Here is a 21158-nt window from a genome sequence, read left to right on the forward strand (position 1 = left end):
GGTTCCACGCGTACCCATCCCGAACACGACCGTTAAGCCCTCCAGCGCCAATGGTACTTGGACCGCAGGGTCCTGGGAGAGTAGGACGTTGCCAGGCTGGGCAGAGAAAGCACCCTAACGGGTGCTTTTTTGCAATATCAGAAACTATAAAAGTTAGACATCCTTATACCTATCTGATAGCTCGATACAAAACGTATGCCGCCGCCGTGCCTAAGGACGGCGAAGCCGTTTCTACTTGCTATATAGAAAGTATTTGCGTCTACCGCGCTCCTTCAGGACGAGGTAGACGTTTTGATTGCCGCTATGTCATCGTACACTGCGTCACCCCGCCGCGCAACGATGATCGAAACGTCTTATTGGTGGTAATAAGAAACTTCCTTGGACTCCAGTCGGACAATGCCGTCGCGGCGTTCTTTCCGCAGCGACCATAACAGCTTGAAGCGAGGGGTGAGCAGCCAAATATGCCAATACATCATGGCGATGACGAGCGAGGAGTGCGCCCAGGGGTAAAAGAGGCCGGCGACGCAGCATCCGACAAGAAGGAGATGGAAATGAAGTCGTCGGAACAGAGACAATTGCGTATCCATAATTGGAAGGGGGCCGATCCAGGGCCAATCCCGGCGGAAGGTCCATCTTTTCTCGGACAGCTTGTCTACCCGTTTTACAGTAATTCTAAGAACGAGCGCATGAACCAGAAGCATGACAATGACCCCGACGAAGGAGTAGCTTAAGCCTCTCCAGCTGTCTATAAAATACAACACGGTAGACAATAACAGAGCCGTAGCCATGTAGCTGTATTTGCTCTCGGGACGGAGAGGAATCTTGCGAATAAGCTTATAATTATAGAAGGTAGCATCCTTCCTGGATTGCGGGTCGTCCATCCTTGATTGTCCTCCTTGCGCATAACGCTTTCTGTTCATTACTATCGGATAATCCGGCAATTATTGTTATGTTTGCAATGCAATCGCGGCTATGAATATGTATATTTTCATAGAATTCGGACATACTAGATACAACAATAGGGAAAGGCAGGGATGTTCATGGAATCGGGGGAACGGAAAACCTGCATCGTTTGCGGCGAGCAGCAAGCCGAGGGAATGACGATCGTAACGGAATTTATTTGTACATCCTGTGAATCCGAGATGGTTAGAACAAACGCGGAGGATGAGAAGTATCCTTTTTTCGTTCGGCAGCTAAGGCAATTATGGGTTAAATTTCATGCATAAACGCGGAGATAGCAGGGTCAGGCAAGCTTAAGCTTGCCTGGCTTTTTTATTGGGGCAGCCGAATTTTCCGTGTTGCATCCCTTGGAAAAAATGGGTATAATCAATTTTGAATTTTAATAATGAACAGGTGATTACTATTGCAAATTCTGAAGGAAGAGGTTCGAGCGAATATCCTCAAAGCCGCTTTATTAGAGTTTAAGCAGGTCGGATATTCGAATGCATCCATACGGCGAATCGCGATGGCGGCAGGAGTTACAAGCGGCAATATCTATCGGTACTACAAGAATAAAGAGCAGCTTTTCGATGCGATTGTTCTTCCTGTGCACAATCAATACATCGATAGCTTGGAGGAGATCCGAAGGAAAGTTCAATTGAGCTATGCCAGGGGAGCGACAAGCGCCCCCGACTTTTTCAGCCGGATTGAGCGGGCCTTTATCGAGCTCTTCAAGACCTATAGCTCCGAGTTTACAATTCTGTTGAACCGGAGCGAGGGGACCAAATACGAGGGCGTAAAGCCGGAGCTGGAGGATTTGGTCTCGTCCCTATTGGAGAGGGTGCTTGCCAAGCCCGTAGGCGACGAGGTTTCCCCTTCCGCGGAGAATCGCGCGGTGGCCGGGATGCTAGCGTCTACGATCGTTGAAGGCATCTGCGTCATTTTCAGGGACAACGAAGAGGGAGAGACGCTGAAATTCCTGATCGATCAATATTTATCCGTCTACTCCAAGGGGATAGCGGGACTAATACATTCAGACAAAGAGAACAGGAGTGGTTGCTGTGAAAACAATCATTAAATGGAGATGGGCCCTGATGGCCGTCTGGTTGACGGTTACAGTGGTCTTGACCGTCATTCAGCCCGACGTCAACGCGATCCTGCATCAGAGAGGCCAAGATCCTTTGACAGAGGACAGCCCATCCAAGATCGCGGGCAAGCTGCTCAGCAAGATGAACGAGACGCAAGGCGCGAGCAATCTTCTTATTTTTTATAATGCAAATAAGCTGACAGACGAAGATATGAAGCAGATTGGCGCCGGTATCGGCAGCTTGAGAGCGAAGGAGCAGGAGCTCGGCATTAAGCAGATGATCGATCCGATCGCGATACCGCAGGCGAAGTCCTCTCTGATCTCGCCAGATGGAACGACACTGCTTGCTACCTTCATCCTGGAGAAGGATGGCCGCAACGTTGATGATATCAAGTCCAATATCGAGGCTGCTCTAGGAAATCTCAGCGTGGAGCATTATCTAAGCGGAGAAGATTTCATTCAGAACGACTACATAAAGGCGACCACGGAAGGCGTTGAAAAAAGCGCGGCCCTGACGGTTATCTTCATCCTGGTCGTACTCGTCGTAATGTTCCGGTCGCTTGTGATTCCTTTCGTGTCGCTGGCAGCCGTCGGGGTCTCCTATCTTGTCTCCATGGGCATTGCTGCCCAGATCATCGACAAGCTGGAGTTCCCGGTGACCAGCGTAACCCAGATGCTGCTTGTTCTTATCCTGTTCGGGATCGGAACGGACTACAATATCCTGCTCTTTAACCGGTTCAAGGAGGAGCTCGGGAACGGAAAATCGGTTGACGATGCGATCATCACTTCCTACAAGACAGCCGGAAAAACGATTGTCTACAGCATTCTTACCGTCTTTATCGCCTTCGCGGGGCTTACACTTTCGGACTTCGGCATATACAAATCCGGCAATGTCGTGGCGATCGGGGCAGTTGTGCTCGTGCTGGAGATTCTGACGCTTACCCCGTTCCTGATGAAGGTGCTGGGCACGAAGCTGTTCTGGCCTTCCAAGAAGGCGGCCGGCCATAAGGAAAGCCGATTCTGGGCGATGCTGACGCAAATCTCCGTCAAGCGTCCGCTGCTGACGACATTGATCATTCTCGTGCTGATGATTCCGGTACTGCTGACAAGCGGTCAGAAGCTGAGCTTCGATCAGATCGACGAGATGGGCTACGGACATCCATCCACTAAGGGCTTTAGTCTGGTCGGCGAGCATTTCAGCCGCGGACAGGCGCTGCCGACAACGGTTATGATCGAATCGGATCAAGCCATGGACAATAACGAGGCCTTGAGCGCCATCGAGAAGCTTACGGAGCGCTTGAAGAAGACCGAAGGCGTCATTGCGGTATCGAGCGTGACGCAGCCCCAGGCGGCTCCGATTGATTTCTTCTATGCGAGCGGTCAGACCGAAGCAGACGGCTCCAAGAAATTTTACGTGCCGGATCAAGTGCTTGCGAGTCCGGATTTCGGGCAATCGTTAGCCAGCTTCATGTCCAAGGACCGCAAGATTACCAAGCTGATCGTTATTCTGAAGGACGATCCTTACTCGCCTGCCGCGCTGGATACCATCGAACGCATTAACGGACAATTCGATGCCGCTCTTCAAGGAACGGCATTGGAGAAAGCCGCCGTAGCTGCCGCGGGCCCAAGCTCGATGACCTACGATATGAACAAAGCACAGATTAAATCCTTTAACAGTACCGCGATCATCGTTATCGTCAGCGTATTTGTCGTGCTGCTGTTCGTTATTCGGGCCTTCTGGCCGGCTATATACATCGTGCTGGCACTAATTGCTTCCTACTACGTTGCGATGAGCGCCTCCAAGCTGGTCTCGGAGAAGTTTATCGGCGCGGATGGAGTATCCTCGTTCGTACCGTTTTTCTCCTTCATAGTCATTGTGGCGGTGGGAGTAGACTATAGTATCTTCCTGATGATGCGATATAAGGAATACGGCAACATTTCGGCGAAAGAGGCCATTGTCAAGTCGGCCCAGAGCGTCGGAGGCGTCATCATCTCGGCGATGATTATTCTCGGCGGAACGTTCGCAACGCTCATGCCGTCCGGTCTAGTGCTGTTGATTGAGCTGGCGGCGGCCGTTATCGTGGGACTGGTCGTCCTCTGTTTTATTCTACTGCCGATGCTGGTGCCGGCGTTGATGGTGCTGCCGGAGAGGCTTCGGAAGAAAAGCGCGTCGGAATCGTAATTGAGCTGGGAAACGGGACAACGAGCGATCGTTGTCCCTTTTTTTTGATTTGACTATAATGAGAACAATTCAACATTACGTGCGGAGGAGGTCTTACTCTTGAAGCCAGATCGATACAGGGCGCCATTGTACGAGGCGTTAATCGCTCATGCCCAGCTGCGGGCGACGCCTTTTCACGTGCCGGGACACAAGCAGCGAACCGCTTGGGGAGAGCCCTCTGCCGGCACCTATTATGAGACTTTGCTGGCATTGGACTTGACCGAGCTGGCCGACACAGACGACTTGCACCATCCGGAAGGACCTTTGCTGGAAGCCCAGGAGCTGGCGGCCGACTGCTTCGGCGCGGATGAAACCCGATTCCTGGTGGGGGGCAGCACTTCGGGCAACCTGGCGATGATTTTGGGCGTGTGCCGGCCTGGAGAGCTCGTCATTGTGCAGCGCAACGTTCATAAATCGGTCATTCACGGGCTTATGCTGGCTGGCGCGCGCGCGATCTTGCTGCCGCCCGTCGTCGATGAAGCTTCAGGGCTCGCTACCATTCCGGCGGTGAGACTGCTGGGCGAGACGCTGAAAAGCTATCCGGAGGCGAAGGCTGTTATCTTGTCATCGCCCAACTATTACGGCATGAGCTCCGATCTGGGGCCGTTAGTTGCAGCTGCACATGCCTGCGATATTCCCGTGCTGGTGGATGAAGCTCACGGGGCTCACTTCGGATTTCATCCCCAGCTTCCGAATTCGGCTTTGAGAGCCGGGGCGGACGCGGTGGTGCAATCTACGCATAAGATGCTCGGCGGAATGACGATGGGCGCGATGCTGCATCTGCAAGGAGATCGGCTGGAAAGAACGGCTGTTCGGCAGGCGCTCACGATGGTGCAGAGCTCCAGCCCTTCCTTTCCGATACTAGCCTCCCTTGATCTTGCCCGCAGACAGCTTCACGTTCAATCGGAGCAAGCCTTCTATCCGGCGCTTAGGGCAGTGAGGGCGGTTGTCGAGGCATTGGAGCGGATGCCTTTCGGAGCGCTGGGTTACGGCAATGCCATAAGCAAAGGCATCGTATACGATCCGCTAAAGCTGGTATTGTTCCACGAGGCGGGCAAGCTAAGCGGATTTGCGCTCCGGGACGCGCTGCTTGAGCAGGGCTGCGTGCCGGAGATGGCGGATGAGCGTTATGCGGTGCTGGCGCTGGGAACCGGCTCAATTGAGGAGGACGGCGTACAACTGACAAAAGCGCTGAGCGCAATTGCAGATAGCTTGCCGATATTGCCCCATGAAACCGATGCGCGGCCGCGTAAGCCAACGACAGAAGGGATGGCGCTCTCTCTGCCGGAGCCGGTTCGCTTCGGCTACGGCCCGAACGAGTCTAGAGAGGTGCTGCTGGAGCATAGCATAGGAGAAACAGCCGCGGAATGGGTGATTCCTTATCCTCCGGGTATACCGATGCTCTTTCCGGGCGAAACCATAACGGAGAGCACTGTCGATCAACTGATCCGATGGAGACACGAGGGCGCGCGGATACAAGGCGCGAAGGATCCCGGTCTTCGAACGATTCGGATTCAGAGCGGATCGGCGAATGAGGGTTAGAGGTGGATAAAGGTGACGGGACATACCCGGAGGGACATCCGTTACGGGATCGCCTGGATTGCGGGAATTGCGACCGGGCTGTTGGTGATAGGCTTAATTATGGTTCCCCCCGTCATTGGCGTGGCGGATAACGGAGATTTCGGCCGGGTGCTGACCGTGTCGGGATTAAGAGTGCTGCATCCTGAGCTTTCTTACGACGAGCTTTATTTCAACTACGCCTATTCCCGGTTCGGATACGGCGAGCATACGGTGGGCGGATACGTATCGACTCATGTGATTCTTGTCGCCCTTGCGGGTTGGATGGGACGCTTGGTTAACGGGGAAGTGTTCGACATTCGGGTGCTGGGCGCTGGTTATGCCGCTCTGTTTGCTATAGCTGTCGCGCTGCTTGTTCGACATTTGCCTTCTACGAGCAGTCGGAAAGGTACGTTCATGCTCGCAGCAGGCTCGGCGGTCGCGATCCTGTTCGTGTTCGGAGACATCGGCTACACGGCTTATTTCCAATCCTTCTTCGGAGAGCCGTATGCGTATATCGCGATGCTGCTCATGCTGGCCGCGGCATTGTCCTTATCCGCTGCAGCCGAACCGAACGGCAAGCTGCTGGCATTGTTCGCCGCAGCCGCGATAGCGGTTGCGACCTCGAAGATACAGAATGCGCCCCTTGGCTTCGCATTTGCTCTGCTGGCATGGCGGATGACCGGATTGCGTTCCGACCGCAGATGGCAACGACAGGTCTGGACGGTCGTCGGCGTCCTGATCGCGATCTCGGCGCTGATGATCGTGGTCGCGCCTAATCGCCTTAAGCATACGAATCTCTATCAGTCGATCTTCTACGGCGTGCTGAAGGATTCCCCGAATGTGGCGAGGGATATGAAGGAATTAGGAATACCCGATAAATATGCGGCACTGGCAGGAACGAATTATTTTCAGAAAGACACCGTTATTCCGCAGAGCGATCCCGTCCTGCACCGGGAAGTGCTGGAGAGGTTGAGTCATCGGGATATTGTCGCGTATTATTCGCGACATCCCTCCCGGTTTGTGCAGAAGCTGGATAAAGCGGCGGCGAACGCCATGTATATCCGACCTGCCTATCTGGGCAATTATGATCCCTCCGCTGGCAGGCCTCCAAGAACGCTGTCCGATACGTTCGACGGATGGAGTCGCTTCAAGGCCGAGACCATGCCGCACCGTGCATGGGCGTACGTCGTTTTCTTCCTGGCCTATTGCGTTGCGCTGGCTTGGATCTGGGCAAAGGCCGCATCGAGAAGAATACGTTTGGGAGCGGAGACGTTATTCGTTGTCGCGCTGGCCGGAATTTTCTCTTGGATCATCCCGCTGATCGGCGACGGAGAAGCCGACTTGGGAAAGCATTTGTTTATGTTTAATGTCTGCTTTGATATGATGGGAATAAGCGCTGTCATCGGCATAGCTTACGCAGTCATTAAGCTTGCGGAAAGAAGGCTCGGCATCAAGGTTTAAGGTTGAAAGGGGAAGGCTCGGTGCGAGGCGGATTATTCATCACGATAGAGGGCGGAGAAGGAGCCGGCAAGACTACGCTCATTACACGGCTTACGGAAAGAATTTATACAGAAACGCGCAGGAAGACGAGCAGGACCCGCGAACCGGGCGGCGTTCCGATCGCCGAGTCTATCCGGAACGTCATTCTGGATAAGAAGAATACAAAGATGGACCCGAAAACGGAGGCGCTTCTCTACGCTGCTGCCCGACGCCAGCATTTAGCGGAGATCGTGATGCCTGCATTAGCCCGGGGAGAGATTATGATTTGCGATAGATTCGTGGATAGCAGCCTGGCTTATCAGGGGCATGCGCGTGGGCTTGGGATTGATGAAGTATGGGAGATTAACCGGTTCGCGACCGAAGACTGCATGCCCGATCTGACCTTGTACTTGGACATCGATCCCGCAGTAGGAATGTCCCGGATCGCGGCGAATCTGCATCGCGAGGTGAATCGGCTCGATCTGGAAAGTCTGGCCTTCCATCAGCTCGTCCGGGAAGGATATGCGGAAGTCGCCAAGCGTTTCCCGGATAGAATCCATACGTTGGATGCCGACAAGAGCCCTGTCGAATTGGCGGAAACGGCTTGGGCGATCGTGGAGAAGAGATTGCAGACGCCGTAAAAAGAGGATTTTGACCCGGGCGTGTCCAATTTATAAGGAATAGACAAGAAAGCGACAGACCCCCATTCTAATTTCTAGGAGGCCTGAACATGAAATTATTGATTGCCGTCGTCCAGGATAAAGATAGCAACCGGTTGTCGAACTCCTTGATCGCGGAAGGATTCCGGGCGACCAAGCTGGCCAGTACGGGCGGATTTCTCCGCTCAGGCAATACAACCTTCCTCATCGGAATCGAGGATAATCAAATCCAGCACATTCTGGATGTCATTCGAGCCAACTGCAAGGTGAGGGATCAGTTGGTCACGCCGGTGTCTCCGGTGAGCGGAGCGGCCGACTCGTATATTCCATTCCCTGTGGAGGTTCAGGTCGGCGGAGCGGCTGTGTTCGTACTTCCGGTCGAACGATTCGAACATTTCTAACAATTGGGATGTGAGTGGATATGAAGATCCAACCGGGCCTATATCCCGTTAACAAAACGATACAACGCGGTGAGGTGCCGAACAGACCCGCCCAGTCCCAGAGCTTCGGCGATCTGATGCATCAGCAGGAGGAGCAGCGGACGCATGAGGAGCTGCAGCGCAAGCTGGAGGATATTCGGCTGCAGGGAGACAGGCTGACCCGTTCCATGACCATTCGGGAATTGGTGCTCTACCGGCAGATGGTAAAATCTTTCCTGGAGGATACCGTGCGCCGCGGCATTGCCTTGAAGGAATCGAGAGGTTGGGACCGTCGAGGCCGGGGTAAAAGATATAAGCTGCTCGAAGAAGTGGACGCCATGCTTATCGCTATGGGAGAAGAGCTGCTGAAAAGCGAAGAAGGGCGCATCGATCTGCTTCAGAAGGTCGGCGAAATTCGCGGGATCTTGATTAATATCGCATTCTAAGCTTGTTCATTATAAGGGGTTTCGCTTCATGGGGTTTCAAAACATTGCCGGACAGGATCGGGCGAAAGCGCTGCTGCGCAACGCGCTGAAGGCGAATCGGATCGCGCATGCCTATTTGTTCGCCGGACCGCCCGGATCTGGGCGGATGGAGATGGCCGGGGCGTTCGCTCAAGCGATCTTCTGCGAGAGAGACGGGACCGATGCCTGCGGAGAGTGTCTGGAATGCCGCAAGGTGCTGCACGGCAACCATCCCGATCTTCACGTCATTGAACCGGACGGGGCATCCGTGAAGATTGAGCAGATTCGTCTGCTGCAGCGGGAATTGTCGTATCGCAGCGCCGGAGCGGGCTATAAAGTGTATATTATCCAGGGCGCCGAGACGATGACGACGCAGGCGAGCAACAGCTTGCTCAAATTTCTGGAGGAGCCGCCGTCTCCGGTTGTCGCGATCTTGCTCGCGCCAAGCGCTCAGGCCGTGCTGCCGACGATTCTGTCGCGGACGCAGCTGGTTTCGTTCGTGCCGGGCGACCGTGCGGCGCTGGAGAGCATCCTTGTACAGGAAGGGAAGTCGCCGCTGCTTGCGCGAGCGGCCGTGAACCTGTCTTCCGGGCTGGCCTCCAGCCGTAAATTGGTAGATGAGAATTGGTTTGCAGATATCCGAAACGTAGTGATACAATTAGGCAGGGAGAACCCGTCCCGGTTCACTGCAAGTCTGCTTCATGCGCAGCAGCAGGTGTTTAAGACGGATCTCTCGGAACATGTCGAAATTTTGCTACAGCTGTTAGCTTTGTGGTATAGAGATATGATTTACGCAATGACCGGCCGTCAGAGCCATATGGTGTTCCCGGACCAGAGCGAATGGATTGCCAAGACGGCATGGAGCCGCCCGATCTCGTCCTGGGTCACGGTCATGGAATCCGCGCTGACGGCGGCAAGAAGAATAAAAGCTCACGTAGCGCCGCAATTGGCGCTGGAGCAATTTCTGGTGAACGTGCGGGAGGGATAGATTTGTACGATGTGGTGGGAGTCCGCTTTAAGAAAGCGGGCAAGATCTATTATTTCGATCCCGCCGAGCATCCGGTATCCAAAGATCAGCATGTCATCGTGGAGACGGCGCGAGGCGTAGAATACGGCAAAGTCGTCGTCGGCCCGAAGACGGTAGGAGAAGACGATGTCGTTCTTCCATTGAAGAAAGTCATCCGGATCGCGGGAGACCCCGACGCCAAAGCCGTCGAGGAGAATCGCAACGCAGCTAAGAACGCATTTACCGTTGGACTGCAGAAAATCAAGGATCACGCGCTCAAGATGAAGCTCGTGGACGTGGAATACACGTTTGACCGGAATAAGATCATTTTCTACTTTACGGCGGAAGGTCGAGTTGACTTCCGGGAGCTCGTGAAGGATTTGGCCGGCGTATTTCGAACCCGCATTGAATTGCGGCAGATCGGCGTACGCGACGAGGCCAAGATGCTTGGCGGAATCGGTCCGTGCGGGCGAGTGCTTTGTTGTTCTTCCTGGTTGGGCGATTTTGAGCCGGTCTCGATCAAGATGGCCAAGGATCAGAACCTGTCCCTCAATCCAACGAAGATTTCCGGCTTGTGCGGTCGCCTGATGTGTTGCCTGAAATACGAGCATGACAATTACGAGAGCGCTAAGGAAGAGCTTCCCGCGGTGGGTAAGATGGTCGTGACCTCGATGGGAGAAGGCAAAGTCGTCGGAATCAACCTAGGCTCTCGAAGCGTACACGTTCAGCTGTTCGATATGGGTAAAGTGAAAGAGCTGCCATTTGACGATGTCGTCTTAAAATGACATAATCGGATGCCTTGAGGTGGATATTAGTTCATGAAAGACATTTTCCTTCGCATCGATGAGCTCGAATCGGATTTGGGAAAGGTCCATGCCGACTTCGGAGGACTAAAGCTGAAGATCAAGGAATTGATCGAAGAGAATCAGCGGCTCACAATCGAGAATCAGCAGTTAAGAAAAGTGTTGAAGCGGGAAACGGAATCCGTAGCGGTCACTCAGGAGGCGGCGGACGAACCGGCTGTCGTCGGGAGTGACAAGCCTGCCGTACCTAGCATGGGCGTTGGCGAGGGCTACGACAACTTGGCCCGTCTCTATCATGAAGGCTTTCATATTTGCAACGTGTATTACGGTCATCTGCGGATGGAAGGAGATTGCTTGTTCTGCTTATCCTTCCTAAGCAAATAAACGATTCACAATTAAGCGACGGCCTTCACGGGTTCGTTGCTTTTTTGACGGACATCGGTTTTCGGTGGACGAATGATGGGAGGTTCCCATGCAGGAGCATAAGCTGTTCTTCAAGATATTGTCATACTTTATTTCGCTGCTTATTCCGATCCTGCTGATCGGTTATATTGTCTATGTCAACGTGGACAGACTAATGAACAGGGAAGTGTCGGATCGGCTTCAAGCGAATCTGACCGCGTCCGTCTCGAATATCGACGTCAATCTGGAAATGGTACGAACGACGCATAACAATCTTCTGATTAACGATATTGTACAGCAGCACTTGAAACCGTATTCACTTCAGAATGTTCAGGACAAGATCAGCGTGTCTTCCATCATTCGGACCATTGCGGCCAATCGAAGCACGCTCAGCTCCTTTATCGATACCGTCTTCATGTACAGCGACGAAGACAAAGTATATACCGCCGACGGAGTCGTCGATTTCTCGACGTTCTTCAACAAATTCTACGTGTTCGAGAACTTGCCGGAGGCTTACTGGAAAGATCAGCTGAAGCGGGACAGCATCTTTCAGGTCGTTCCGCCGACGACCGTACGTCTGTCTGTCGATGTGAGCCGCACAGTAATCCCGGAGATAACGACGCAGTACGTTAACGGGCATCTCATCACATCGGTTACGACCATTCCTGTCCGTGCGATATTGAAAGCGTTAACCAGCAACTCGATCTATGACTCGACCTCTTACGTCGTTATGGACTCGGAGAATACGACGATGATGAGCTCGGGAGAGTTGGGCGAGGAGCATATTGCCGAGATCAAGGGAAGCTTCGCACAGGAGGAAGGGCAGATCAGCCAGGTGAAAATGGTGCTCGGAGGAGAGTCCGTGCTGGTCACCCGGATAATTTCTCCTTCCTTCGGCTGGCAGTACTATTCCACGACTCCCGTCAACGCCTTCAATTATGAATCCTCCGGCGTGCTTACGCTGATTTTCTGGATTTGCGTCAGCTTGATTCTGATCGGAATCGTCTTCTCCCTAATCTTCAGCCTTCGGCTGTACAATCCGATTCGCAACATTCGCAGTATTTTGTTGAATGAGCCGAAGCTTGCCGGAAGCCGGGAATCGGACTGGGCCAGAGGAGAATTCGGGGAGATCAGCCGGCGGATTCATGAGCTGATGGAGGAAAAGCTGGACATCTCGGAGCGGCTGCAGCACATCTCCACGGACCGGGTGGAGCAATATTTCCGCGATCTAATTAACGGAAGCCCCCGGACGGACGAGCATACGGTGACGCGGATTATGGCCGACATCGGCTTCGTTCAAGGCCGCTATTTGTGCTGCTGCTTCATGTTCCAATTCCGCGACCGTTTCTACCACGATATTGCAGAAGCGGATCGCGTCATGATTCTGGAGAAATTAAAAATCGTTCTCTTGGGAATTATGAGGAAGTACGTGAACTGCTACCTGGTCGAATGCGAGCACAATCTGTATGTCTGCATGGTTAATCTGCGTACGGATGAAGATCGAGATCAGTTGGACACCGCGCTGAAGACGATTCGCCAGACGTTCGAATACGATATGGTTTATTGCGATCTGCTGATTGGCGTAGGCAATGCCTATGCAGAGACGACGGCCATGTCCTCTTCCTATTCCGAAGCGATCACGTTGCTGGACAATATGCGCTCCCGGCCGGACAATCCGGTGCTGGATGCCGCAGAGCTGGAATTGGGACAGGTCTATTACTATTCGTTCCTCGACGAGACGAAAATTGTGAACGCGCTGAAAATCGGGGAATTCGAGCTGCTGAAGAAGGAGCTGGAGACGATCATCGAGACCAACCGCCAACGAGGCGTTTCGTATTCGAATCTCGGCTCGTTGCTCGCGGCCGTCTATCAGACCGGCTACCGCTACTTGACGGAGCGGAAGCAGGAGGTATTTCGATTCGTAACCGAGCAGCAGCATCAGAAGCTGCTGCAGAAGCATGTCCTGCCTACCGAGTGGCAAGAGCGCACGGATGCGCTCTACTCATTCTTCGCTCGTATCATCGAGGAGACGGCGGTTAAGCAAGAGAGAAGATCGGGTACGGTCGTCGCCTTGATCACGGAATATATTGCTTTGCATTATGCGAAGGATCTTCATCTGGAGATGATCGCCGACGAGATCGGTTTGTCTCCGAAATACGTATCGAGATTGTTTAAGGAAACGACGGGGAGCAGCATTACGGATACGATCAGCTTGACCCGGATCGAGAAAGCCAAGGAATTGCTGCTCGAGACCGAGCTGAAAATCGGGGAAATCGCGGAGATGACCGGAATCAACAGCCGGACGACCTTCTTGCGCCTGTTCAAGAAGCACGAGGGAATCTCTCCGATGGACTACAGGAATGCCCATGGCCGTAGGGAAGACAAGGAAAAGTGACTTTTTGAATCAAGGCGGACAATTGAATCAAGGACCGAAGAGCGGAATAACGGCACACGTTATTCCGTTTTGATTATTCCCGGGGGATACGGGAAGCCATTACGATGAGGTTGCGTCACGATCCATATCTCAACGGGAGGGTAACACATGAGAACGAGAAAGAAAACCTGGTTCACCGGCGGCGCTGCGGCGCTGTCCATTGTTTTATTAGGAGGCTTGCTCGCGGGCTGCAGCGGTTCCGGCAATTCCGAATCCAAGGGCGGCGACGATGCGTTCATGTCCTTGACCTGGATGCGGTATGAACATCCCAGCCAGGCGATTGTAGACGACTCGAAGGCGGTACAAGAAATTCTGAAGAGACAGAATGTAAAGCTCAACCTTCAGAGCGTTCCGCAGAGCAACTATGACGACAAGAAGAAGACGCTTATCGCCACGAACACGATTCCCGACGTTATTCTGGTGAAGCAAGACGACATCCAGAACTACTCGGACACGGGCGTCTTTCTGGACTTGACGTCCTATCTCGACAAGATGCCGAATTTTAAAAAGGTGCTTGAGGATCACCCTGAGGTCAAAAACAACTATATCGACGGCAAGCTGTTCGGCTTCCCGCTCGTCACCAAGTGGGATCTGCAAGCCGGACAGATTCCGATGATCCGCATGGATCTGCTGAAGGCGCAGAACCTCCAGGTTCCGACTACCTATGAAGAGCTGTACGAGACGTTCAAGAAGCTGAAGGAAGTGAATCCGAGCTCCTATCCATTTGCTTCCCGCGCCGCCAACGGCTTGACCGGGACGGAGAATCTGATCAATCCGATCGCATTCGGCTTCGGCAGCGGCTATACGACGAGCAACGGCACGAAAATCTACTACGATCCCGCGACCAAGCGGTATGAGTTCGGTCCTTATTCGGATTCCTTCAAGGAAGCCATGACCTGGTTGCACAAGTTGTATAGCGAGAAGCTGCTGGACCAGGATTACACGACAGCCACTTCGCAAACCTGGCAGGAGAAGCTGAATTCCGGCAAGTCGTTCTATTTCCAGGATAACAACGGCTTCGGCAATACGTTCAACACGATTCTGCAGCAGCAGAATCCCGATGCGAAGTTTGATATGATTCCGGTACTAGCCAGCCCGAGCGGCGTAAAAAGAAATCTGGTGTACAGCCTGGACCATCTGAGCGAGTCGTATGTCATCAGCTCTAAAGTCAAAGATCCGGATAAGGTCATCGCGTTTATCGACTGGATGTACGGGGAAGAGGGCACGAATCTCACCTCCTTGGGCGTAGAGAACGAGGACTATAAGATTGAGAACGGCGAATTCAAGCTGACGGAAGAAACGTTGAACAAGTACAAGGATAAGCCGGTGCCGTATTATGCGATGCAATCCGCTCTGGGCACAGGTTATCTGGGTCTGGCCATTCATTACGACGATCGTCCGAACATTCCGTTCCAAAGCGCCGACGCGCTCGCCTGGAGCGACACGAACCTGAAGAACGTAGAAGCCGGAATCAACGTCCGCTTTACGAACGATCCCCCGTTCAACAAAGAAGAGCGGGAGCGGCTGAAGCAGCTGAGAACGGAGCTTGACTCCTTCATTACGTCCAACATGGATAAGTTCATTATCAAGGATGGAGCGTTGGAGAGCGACTGGGCGGCCTTCGTCGAGCAGTGCAGAGCCAAAGGCGCGGACGAGCTTGTCAAAATCTATAACGATGCCCTTGCGCGCGTTCAATCCTAAATAGAAACGGGGTGCCGCCGCCTCTGGCCTTTGGCGGGAGCGGCGGCTTTTTTCCTAGGAAGGGAGAGAAACCGATGTCTTCTTTAAGTAAACCAGCGGCAACGGGACGGAGCGAAGCATGGCGGAAGATCAGCAAGAGCAAAGCCCTGTATGCGATGTTCGCGTTCCCGTTTCTTTATTTCCTGATCTTTCAGTATGCGCCGATGATCGGCAACTTTATGGCCTTTCAGGAGTTTTCGATTGTTAAAGGTTTTTTCAAAAGCCCCTGGGCGGGAACGAAGTATTTTGAGCAGTTTCTGACAGATACCTATTTCTGGCAGGTGGTACGCAATACCGTTGTCATTAACTTGTATTCGTTGATCTTCTTCTTTCCGGCGCCGATTCTGTTCGCACTTCTGCTGAACGAGCTTCGGGCCAAGCTGTTCAAGCGGTTCATCCAATCCATTACGTATATTCCGCATTTTCTTTCTACCGTCGTCGTGGCGGGCATGCTGGTGAACTTCTTGTCCTCGGACGGCCTGATCAATCAAATTCGGAGCTTGTTCGGAGCGGAATCGATTACGTTCCTCTCCATGCCGGAGTGGTTCCGAACGATCTTCATCGGCTCCGATATCTGGCAGGGACTCGGTTGGGGCTCGATCATTTATTTGGCCGCGCTAACCGGTATCGATCCGCAGCTGTACGAAGCGGCAACGATCGACGGCGCCAGCAGGTGGAAAAAGATGCGTCACATTACAATTCCGGGAATTACGACCGTCATCATGGTCATGCTGCTGCTCTCGCTCGGGCATATGCTATCCGTCGGCTTCGAGAAAATATTGCTGCTGTACAGCGGACCGACTTACGAAACCGCAGACGTGATTCAAACCTATGTGTATCGCAGAGGCTTGATCGACAGCGACTTCAGCTTTGCTTCGGCGGTCGGTATTTTCCAATCGATCCTGTCATTCATCCTGGTCATTACGGCTAACCAGCTGTCGCGCAAGTTCAGCGGCGCCAGACTGTTCTAGAAAGGAGAGAGCTCGGTGACAACCAAGAAAACCTGGTTCGACGGTGTGAATATCGTCATCATGCTGGTCTTGATCGTCATTACGTTGTACCCGCTTTATTATATGGGAATCGTATCCATCAGCGCGGGAGACGCCGTCAGCCGCGGCGAAGTGCTGTGGCTGCCCAAGGATATCAGCTTGCAAGCTTACAAATACGTGTTCGACGACCCCGCAGTTCTGCGGTCTTATGGAAACACCATTCTATATACGTCGCTCGGAACGCTTATCAGCCTAATTTTGACGACCTTATGCGCTTATCCGCTCTCGCGCGGACATTTCTACGGGAAGTCTCTATTTTCCTTGTTCGTTATTTTCACAATGTTCTTCGACGGAGGGCTTATTCCCCGTTACATGGTCGTCAATTCGCTCGGAATGGTCGATACGATCTGGGCGTTGGTCATCCCGACGGCGATCAGCGTATTCAATATGATCCTGATGAGGACATTCTTCGAGCAGATTCCCGAGGCGCTGCATGAATCCGCCACCGTTGACGGAGCCGGAGAGTTCCGTACGCTGCTGCAGATCGTTCTTCCGCTGTCCATGCCGGTAATGGCGACGATGTTCCTGTTCTACGCGGTCGGTCAATGGAACAGCTTCTTCCCGGCGTTGATCTATCTGAACGAGAAGGCGCTGTATCCGTTGCAGATTATTCTGCGCAATATCGTCATTCAAGGGGACATGGCTTCGCAAACGACGCAGATGGGCGCGGATATGGCATCGATGTCGGAGACCATTAAATATGCCGTCGTCTTCGTCGCGATTCTTCCGGTTCTATGCATCTATCCGTTCGTGCAGAAGTACTTCGTGCAGGGCGCGATGCTCGGTTCGGTCAAAGGCTAAGCGGGACGGAGAGGAGAGGCGACAACGATGAATTCTGACAAGCTGAGAGAATCGTTCCGCAATCCGGGCGCGGAGCATCGGTCCGCGCCGTTCTGGGCTTGGAACGACAAGCTGGAGAAGGCGGAAATCGTCCGCCAGATCGAAGGGATGAAGGAACAAGGCGTGGGAGGGTTCTTCATGCACTCCCGCGATGGTCTGGAGACCCGATACATGGGCGAAGAATGGATGGATCATGTCAAGCAAGCGGTACAGACCGCTGCGGATAACGGCATGATCGCCTGGATTTACGATGAGGATCGCTGGCCTTCCGGCTCTGCCGGCGGCATTGTTCCGGCGCAAGGGGACGCCTATCGAGCCAAGGGGCTGACGATCGAGCTGACTCGGGAGGCTCTTGAGGTGGAAGCATCACATGTAGCCCTCTTTCGCGCGGAGATTGACGGCATGGAAATCTACCGAAGCGAGAGGCTGGCATGCAGACCGGGGCTGCGCTATCCAAAGCCGAATGACAACGAGGTACTGCTGGTGTGCCGGGTCGAGGTGGCAGAAGCCTGCGAATGGTTTAACGACGAATCGCCGCATGATAATCTGAATCCCGATTCGGTCAGGCTATTCATCGACACGACCTATGAGGCCTACAAGGAAGCGATCGGAGAGCAGTTCGGCAAGACGGTGGCCGGGGTCTTCACCGATGAGCCCAGCGTAGCCGATCGGCATTGCCGATTTACGGAAGGTCGCGGATGGCTGCCGTGGACTTATTCGTTCCCGGCCTATTATCTCGACAAGCGCGGGTCGGATGTCTTCGATACGCTGCCTTACGTGTTCTTCAACGGAGCTTTGTCGTCTGCGGCTCGTCACGATTATTGGCGAACCGTCTCGGATATGTTCTCCGAATCTTATTCGGGTCAGCTTGGACAGTGGTGCGAGGACAATGGCTTGCTCTTCACCGGGCACTATCTATGGGAGAACAAGCTGGGTGTAGCGACGCGCGTATGCGGGGCGATCATGCCGAATTATCGGTATCAGCACGTTCCCGGCATCGACATTCTGATGGAACAGGTCGATGAGACGATTACCGTTAAGCAATGTACGAGCGTAGCCAATCAGTACGGCCGGAAGCAAGTTATTACCGAAACCTACGGATGCGCCGGATGGGAATTTACCTTCGAGGGTCAGAAGTGGGTCGGCGACTTCCAGTATGTAATGGGCGTTAATCTCCGATCCCAGCACCTGGCCCTGTATTCGATCAAAGGCTGCCGGAAGCGGGATTATCCGCCAGTATTCAATTACAATACGACCTGGTGGAATCGCAATCGCGTAGTGGAGGACTATTTCGCGCGGGTCGGCTCCGTCATGCAGCCGGGAATGGCGGTGCGCGACGTGCTGGTTGTGCATCCGGCGTCCACGGCCTGGGCAAGGCTCGGCGCGAATCCTTACGGCATTCCCGACCGCAACAAGGACCGGGATATTCCCGGCATCAACCAGTATGGGGACGAGTTCAACCGATTCCTGCGCGGACTGCTCGGCGCACACTACGATTTCGATCTGGGCGACGAGACGATCATGGCGGAAGCGGGGCGTGTAGCTCCCGGGCAATTGTACGTCAACCTGGCCGGATACCGTGTGGTAGTCATTCCGGCAATGCAGACGATGCTGAGAAGCACGTATCGGTTGCTGCTCGATTATCTGGAAGCAGGCGGTCAGGTTATCGCCGTGCAGCCTGTGCCCTGCCAGATCGAGGGGCGGGAGGATTCAAGCTGCGAGGAGCTCTTCGCGCACCCGAACCTGAGGCGGGTTCCCAATGCGGAAGCGGTTGTTGGCGCGTTGGAGAGCTGCTTGCCTCGACGAATCAGCCTGACGGGCGATTACATGACCGAGGCGCCCGAGATGCTCTATCTGCTTAAGGAGCTGGAGGATTGCCGCACGCTGTTTGTGGTCAACAACGATCGCGGGAAGTCATTGAACGTGCGGCTGACTGCGGACTTCGAAGGCCGTATAGAGGAATGGAATCCGCTCACAGGAGAAGTTGCTGAAGTGGAGGCGGAATATATCGACGGCAAACTTGTCGTGGATACGGCTTACCCTCCGGCGGGATCGAGGCTGTACGTCATCTTCAAGGAAGGCCAATCCGCGCCGAAGCAGCCGATTCTTGACGACGGAGAGATGGCGCTGAACCCCTTCGCGGTGAAGCTGCATGCTTCTCTAGGTCCCCTGAGTTCCTTCACAAGAACGATGCCGAACGCCCTCGTGTTGGATAAGTGCGCATATCGGCTTGGAGGGCCGGACGGAGCTTGGTCGGAGGAGCTGGAGGTGTGGCAGGCCCAGCGCGAGGTTCGAGATCGCCTCGGAATGAGGCAAGTGTATTACAACGGGCTGCCGCAGCGGTACAAGTGGGCGGATCACCCCCATCCGGGAGATGGAGCCAAGCTTGAGCTGCGTTTTCGCTTCCAGGTTCACGTCCTTCCCGATCAAGAAGTCTATCTGGCTTTGGAAGAAGCCGACCGAATCGAAGTAGAGCTGAACGGCTTGCGCTCCGAGTCGGCGCCGGAAGGCTGGTTCATGGACCGCGCCATTCGACGCGTACGCCTGGAAGGATTGCGGCTTGGCGACAATGAGCTCCTGCTCTCCTGCGATTACCTCAATCGTATGGAGCTGGAGGACTGCTATCTCATCGGAGACTTCGGAGTAAGCCCCGAGCGCGCCATCATTGCGGAGCCCAGTAAGCTTCGCTTCGGAGACTGGGGATTGCAAGGCTATTTTCACTATGCGGGCAGTATGATCTACCACTTCGAATTCGATTGCCGGCTAGAAGAAGGCGAGAGAGCGATCCTTCACATGGGCGAGTACTCCGCAGTGACGCTTGATGTCTCGGTCAATGGGCAGGAGGCTGGCTCCATTCCGTGGCGAGCGGCGAATGGACTGGACGTTACCGCGTTTCTGAAGAACGGCTCGAATCGCATCGATATCGAGGCGGCGGGCAGCCCTCGCAATCTGTTCGGACCTTTCCATCAAGCACGAGGGGCCGTCCCTTCCACAGGCTGGGAATCGTTCCGGGTGGAGGGCGGGGAATACACCCCGGAATACCTCGTTCATCCTTACGGCATTTTACAGACGATTCATATACGCAAGATTTAATAGAGGAGGGAAAGCGATGATTAAGGAAATCAAAGACGGCGTGTGGCCGACCATGCTCACTCCTTATACAGCAGGAGGAGAGGTCGATTACGATGCGCTGGGCCGATTGACGGAGTGGTATATCGCCAGAGGCGTAGACGGCTTGTTCGCCGTCTGTCAGTCCAGCGAGATGTTCAGCCTGAGCCTAGAAGAGAGGGTTCGAATTGCTGCTTTCGTCGTTAAGAAAGCGGCTGGACGTGTTCAGGTAATCGCCTCAGGGCACATTTCCGACAATTTCGAAGACCAAGTGGAAGAATTGAACGCTATAGCCGCAACGGGCATTGACGCATTGGTGCTCATTACGAACCGCTTGGCCGACTCCGGGGATTCGGACGAGCAGTTGAGGGCCAGTCTGAAGCGATTGCTGGACAGGCTGCCGGAAGCTATGCCGCTTGGCTTCTATGAATGTCCTTATCCGTACAAAAGGCTCGTGACGCCGGAGCTTCTCCGCTGGTGCGCGGAGACGGGAAGATTTACCTTCCTCAAGGATACGTGCTGCGATCTTGAAATGCTGAGAAGCCGCATGGAAGCCGTCAAGGGCAGCGGTTTGAAAATTTTTAACGCGAACACGACAACCTTGCTTGATTCGCTGAAATTCGGAATATCCGGATATAGCAGCGTTATGGCCAACTTTCATCCAGAGCTCTATGTCTGGCTGCTGAACCATTGGCAGGAGCGGCCCGAGGAGGCTGAAAAGCTGGTGCCGATTCTGACGATGGCCTCTTGGATCGAGAAGCAGCTCTATCCGATCAACGCCAAATACTATCTGATGCTCGAAGGCGTGCTGCATAATTGCATCGGCCGCACGAAGGACGAACGGGAACTGAGCGCGACCTTCCGCTTGGAGGTTGAACAAGTCCATGAGCTATCCATGAGACTTGCGAAGACTTACTCCATAGATGCTTCCGAAGGGAAGGGCTGAGA

General features: G+C 53.8%; 18 protein-coding genes and 1 rRNA gene. 18 read left to right on the forward strand and 1 reads right to left on the reverse strand.

Annotated features, from left to right (window positions below):
* Window positions 1–97 (forward strand): 5S ribosomal RNA (gene rrf / locus ACFO1S_RS07580); the annotation flags it as partial.
* 256 nt (window positions 98–353) lie between these two features.
* Here rrf and ACFO1S_RS07585 read toward each other — a convergent pair.
* Window positions 354–881, reverse strand: a complete 528-nt coding sequence (locus ACFO1S_RS07585) for a transposase (protein ID WP_204605205.1) — start codon at window positions 879–881, stop codon at window positions 354–356.
* A 159-nt stretch (window positions 882–1040) separates the two neighbouring features.
* Between ACFO1S_RS07585 and ACFO1S_RS07590 the strand changes: the two genes are divergently transcribed.
* The 17 genes from ACFO1S_RS07590 to ACFO1S_RS07670 all read left to right on the forward strand — a co-directional run bounded on the left by ACFO1S_RS07590 (window position 1041) and on the right by ACFO1S_RS07670 (window position 21156).
* Window positions 1041–1226 carry a sigma factor G inhibitor Gin gene (locus ACFO1S_RS07590; RefSeq protein ID WP_204605206.1) on the forward strand — a complete coding sequence of 62 codons (186 nt, stop codon included), beginning with the start codon at window positions 1041–1043 and terminating at the stop codon, window positions 1224–1226.
* A gap of 137 nt (window positions 1227–1363) precedes the next feature.
* Window positions 1364–2017: a TetR/AcrR family transcriptional regulator gene (locus tag ACFO1S_RS07595; protein WP_204605207.1), complete on the forward strand. Its 654-nt coding sequence runs from the start codon at window positions 1364–1366 to the stop codon at window positions 2015–2017.
* Window positions 2001–4208, forward strand: coding sequence for an MMPL family transporter (locus tag ACFO1S_RS07600; protein WP_204605208.1), 2208 nt, complete (start codon window positions 2001–2003; stop codon window positions 4206–4208). Before ACFO1S_RS07595 ends, ACFO1S_RS07600 begins: the two co-directional genes overlap by 17 nt.
* Before the next feature lie 99 nt (window positions 4209–4307).
* Window positions 4308–5789 (forward strand): aminotransferase class I/II-fold pyridoxal phosphate-dependent enzyme, encoded by a 1482-nt coding sequence (locus ACFO1S_RS07605; protein ID WP_204605209.1) that lies wholly within the window; start codon window positions 4308–4310, stop codon window positions 5787–5789.
* A gap of 12 nt (window positions 5790–5801) precedes the next feature.
* Window positions 5802–7268: a glycan biosynthesis hexose transferase WsfD gene (wsfD, locus tag ACFO1S_RS07610; protein ID WP_204605210.1), complete on the forward strand. Its 1467-nt coding sequence runs from the start codon at window positions 5802–5804 to the stop codon at window positions 7266–7268.
* A 20-nt stretch (window positions 7269–7288) separates the two neighbouring features.
* Window positions 7289–7927, forward strand: coding sequence for a dTMP kinase (tmk, locus tag ACFO1S_RS07615; RefSeq protein WP_204605211.1), 639 nt, complete (start codon window positions 7289–7291; stop codon window positions 7925–7927).
* Window positions 7928–8016: 89 nt separating this feature from the next.
* Entirely contained in the window at window positions 8017–8346 is a 330-nt protein-coding gene (locus tag ACFO1S_RS07620; RefSeq protein ID WP_204605212.1) for a cyclic-di-AMP receptor, read from the forward strand.
* Window positions 8347–8366: 20 nt separating this feature from the next.
* Window positions 8367–8810 carry a YaaR family protein gene (locus tag ACFO1S_RS07625; protein WP_204605213.1) on the forward strand — a complete coding sequence of 148 codons (444 nt, stop codon included), beginning with the start codon at window positions 8367–8369 and terminating at the stop codon, window positions 8808–8810.
* Between the two features lie 28 nt (window positions 8811–8838).
* Window positions 8839–9816: a DNA polymerase III subunit delta' gene (holB, locus tag ACFO1S_RS07630; RefSeq protein ID WP_204605214.1), complete on the forward strand. Its 978-nt coding sequence runs from the start codon at window positions 8839–8841 to the stop codon at window positions 9814–9816.
* A gap of 2 nt (window positions 9817–9818) precedes the next feature.
* A complete protein-coding gene (locus ACFO1S_RS07635) occupies window positions 9819–10619 on the forward strand; it encodes a PSP1 domain-containing protein (RefSeq protein WP_204605215.1) in 801 nt (266 codons plus the stop codon).
* Window positions 10620–10652: 33 nt separating this feature from the next.
* Complete coding sequence (locus ACFO1S_RS07640; RefSeq protein ID WP_204605216.1) at window positions 10653–11021, forward strand: initiation-control protein YabA; 369 nt, start codon at window positions 10653–10655, stop codon at window positions 11019–11021.
* A gap of 88 nt (window positions 11022–11109) precedes the next feature.
* Window positions 11110–13434 carry a helix-turn-helix domain-containing protein gene (locus ACFO1S_RS07645; protein WP_204605217.1) on the forward strand — a complete coding sequence of 775 codons (2325 nt, stop codon included), beginning with the start codon at window positions 11110–11112 and terminating at the stop codon, window positions 13432–13434.
* 147 nt (window positions 13435–13581) lie between these two features.
* Window positions 13582–15174, forward strand: coding sequence for an extracellular solute-binding protein (locus ACFO1S_RS07650; protein ID WP_204605218.1), 1593 nt, complete (start codon window positions 13582–13584; stop codon window positions 15172–15174).
* 74 nt (window positions 15175–15248) lie between these two features.
* Complete coding sequence (locus ACFO1S_RS07655; RefSeq protein ID WP_204605219.1) at window positions 15249–16184, forward strand: ABC transporter permease; 936 nt, start codon at window positions 15249–15251, stop codon at window positions 16182–16184.
* Window positions 16185–16199: 15 nt separating this feature from the next.
* Window positions 16200–17063 (forward strand): carbohydrate ABC transporter permease, encoded by an 864-nt coding sequence (locus ACFO1S_RS07660; protein ID WP_378126544.1) that lies wholly within the window; start codon window positions 16200–16202, stop codon window positions 17061–17063.
* Window positions 17064–17090: 27 nt separating this feature from the next.
* Window positions 17091–20195 (forward strand): glycosyl hydrolase, encoded by a 3105-nt coding sequence (locus ACFO1S_RS07665; protein WP_204605220.1) that lies wholly within the window; start codon window positions 17091–17093, stop codon window positions 20193–20195.
* A 16-nt stretch (window positions 20196–20211) separates the two neighbouring features.
* Window positions 20212–21156, forward strand: coding sequence for a dihydrodipicolinate synthase family protein (locus ACFO1S_RS07670; protein ID WP_204605221.1), 945 nt, complete (start codon window positions 20212–20214; stop codon window positions 21154–21156).
* Window positions 21157–21158: the final 2 nt, after the last annotated feature.

The organism is Cohnella boryungensis, from assembly GCF_042651945.1.
Classification (GTDB): domain Bacteria; phylum Bacillota; class Bacilli; order Paenibacillales; family Paenibacillaceae; genus Cohnella; species Cohnella boryungensis.

Excerpts from the sequence above, each read along its gene's own strand:
- ACFO1S_RS07590 (WP_204605206.1), top strand. The coding sequence starts at position 1,041 with ATGGAATCGGGGGAACGGAAAACCTGCATCGTTTGCGGCGAGCAGCAA.
- ACFO1S_RS07640 (WP_204605216.1), top strand. The coding sequence starts at position 10,653 with ATGAAAGACATTTTCCTTCGCATCGATGAGCTCGAATCGGATTTGGGA.
- ACFO1S_RS07620 (WP_204605212.1), top strand. The coding sequence starts at position 8,017 with ATGAAATTATTGATTGCCGTCGTCCAGGATAAAGATAGCAACCGGTTG.
- ACFO1S_RS07625 (WP_204605213.1), top strand. The coding sequence starts at position 8,367 with ATGAAGATCCAACCGGGCCTATATCCCGTTAACAAAACGATACAACGC.
- ACFO1S_RS07645 (WP_204605217.1), top strand. The coding sequence starts at position 11,110 with ATGCAGGAGCATAAGCTGTTCTTCAAGATATTGTCATACTTTATTTCG.
- ACFO1S_RS07670 (WP_204605221.1), top strand. The coding sequence starts at position 20,212 with ATGATTAAGGAAATCAAAGACGGCGTGTGGCCGACCATGCTCACTCCT.
- ACFO1S_RS07650 (WP_204605218.1), top strand. The coding sequence starts at position 13,582 with ATGAGAACGAGAAAGAAAACCTGGTTCACCGGCGGCGCTGCGGCGCTG.
- ACFO1S_RS07665 (WP_204605220.1), top strand. The coding sequence starts at position 17,091 with ATGAATTCTGACAAGCTGAGAGAATCGTTCCGCAATCCGGGCGCGGAG.
- holB (WP_204605214.1), top strand. The coding sequence starts at position 8,839 with ATGGGGTTTCAAAACATTGCCGGACAGGATCGGGCGAAAGCGCTGCTG.
- ACFO1S_RS07585 (WP_204605205.1), bottom strand. The coding sequence starts at position 881 with ATGGACGACCCGCAATCCAGGAAGGATGCTACCTTCTATAATTATAAG.
- ACFO1S_RS07655 (WP_204605219.1), top strand. The coding sequence starts at position 15,249 with ATGTCTTCTTTAAGTAAACCAGCGGCAACGGGACGGAGCGAAGCATGG.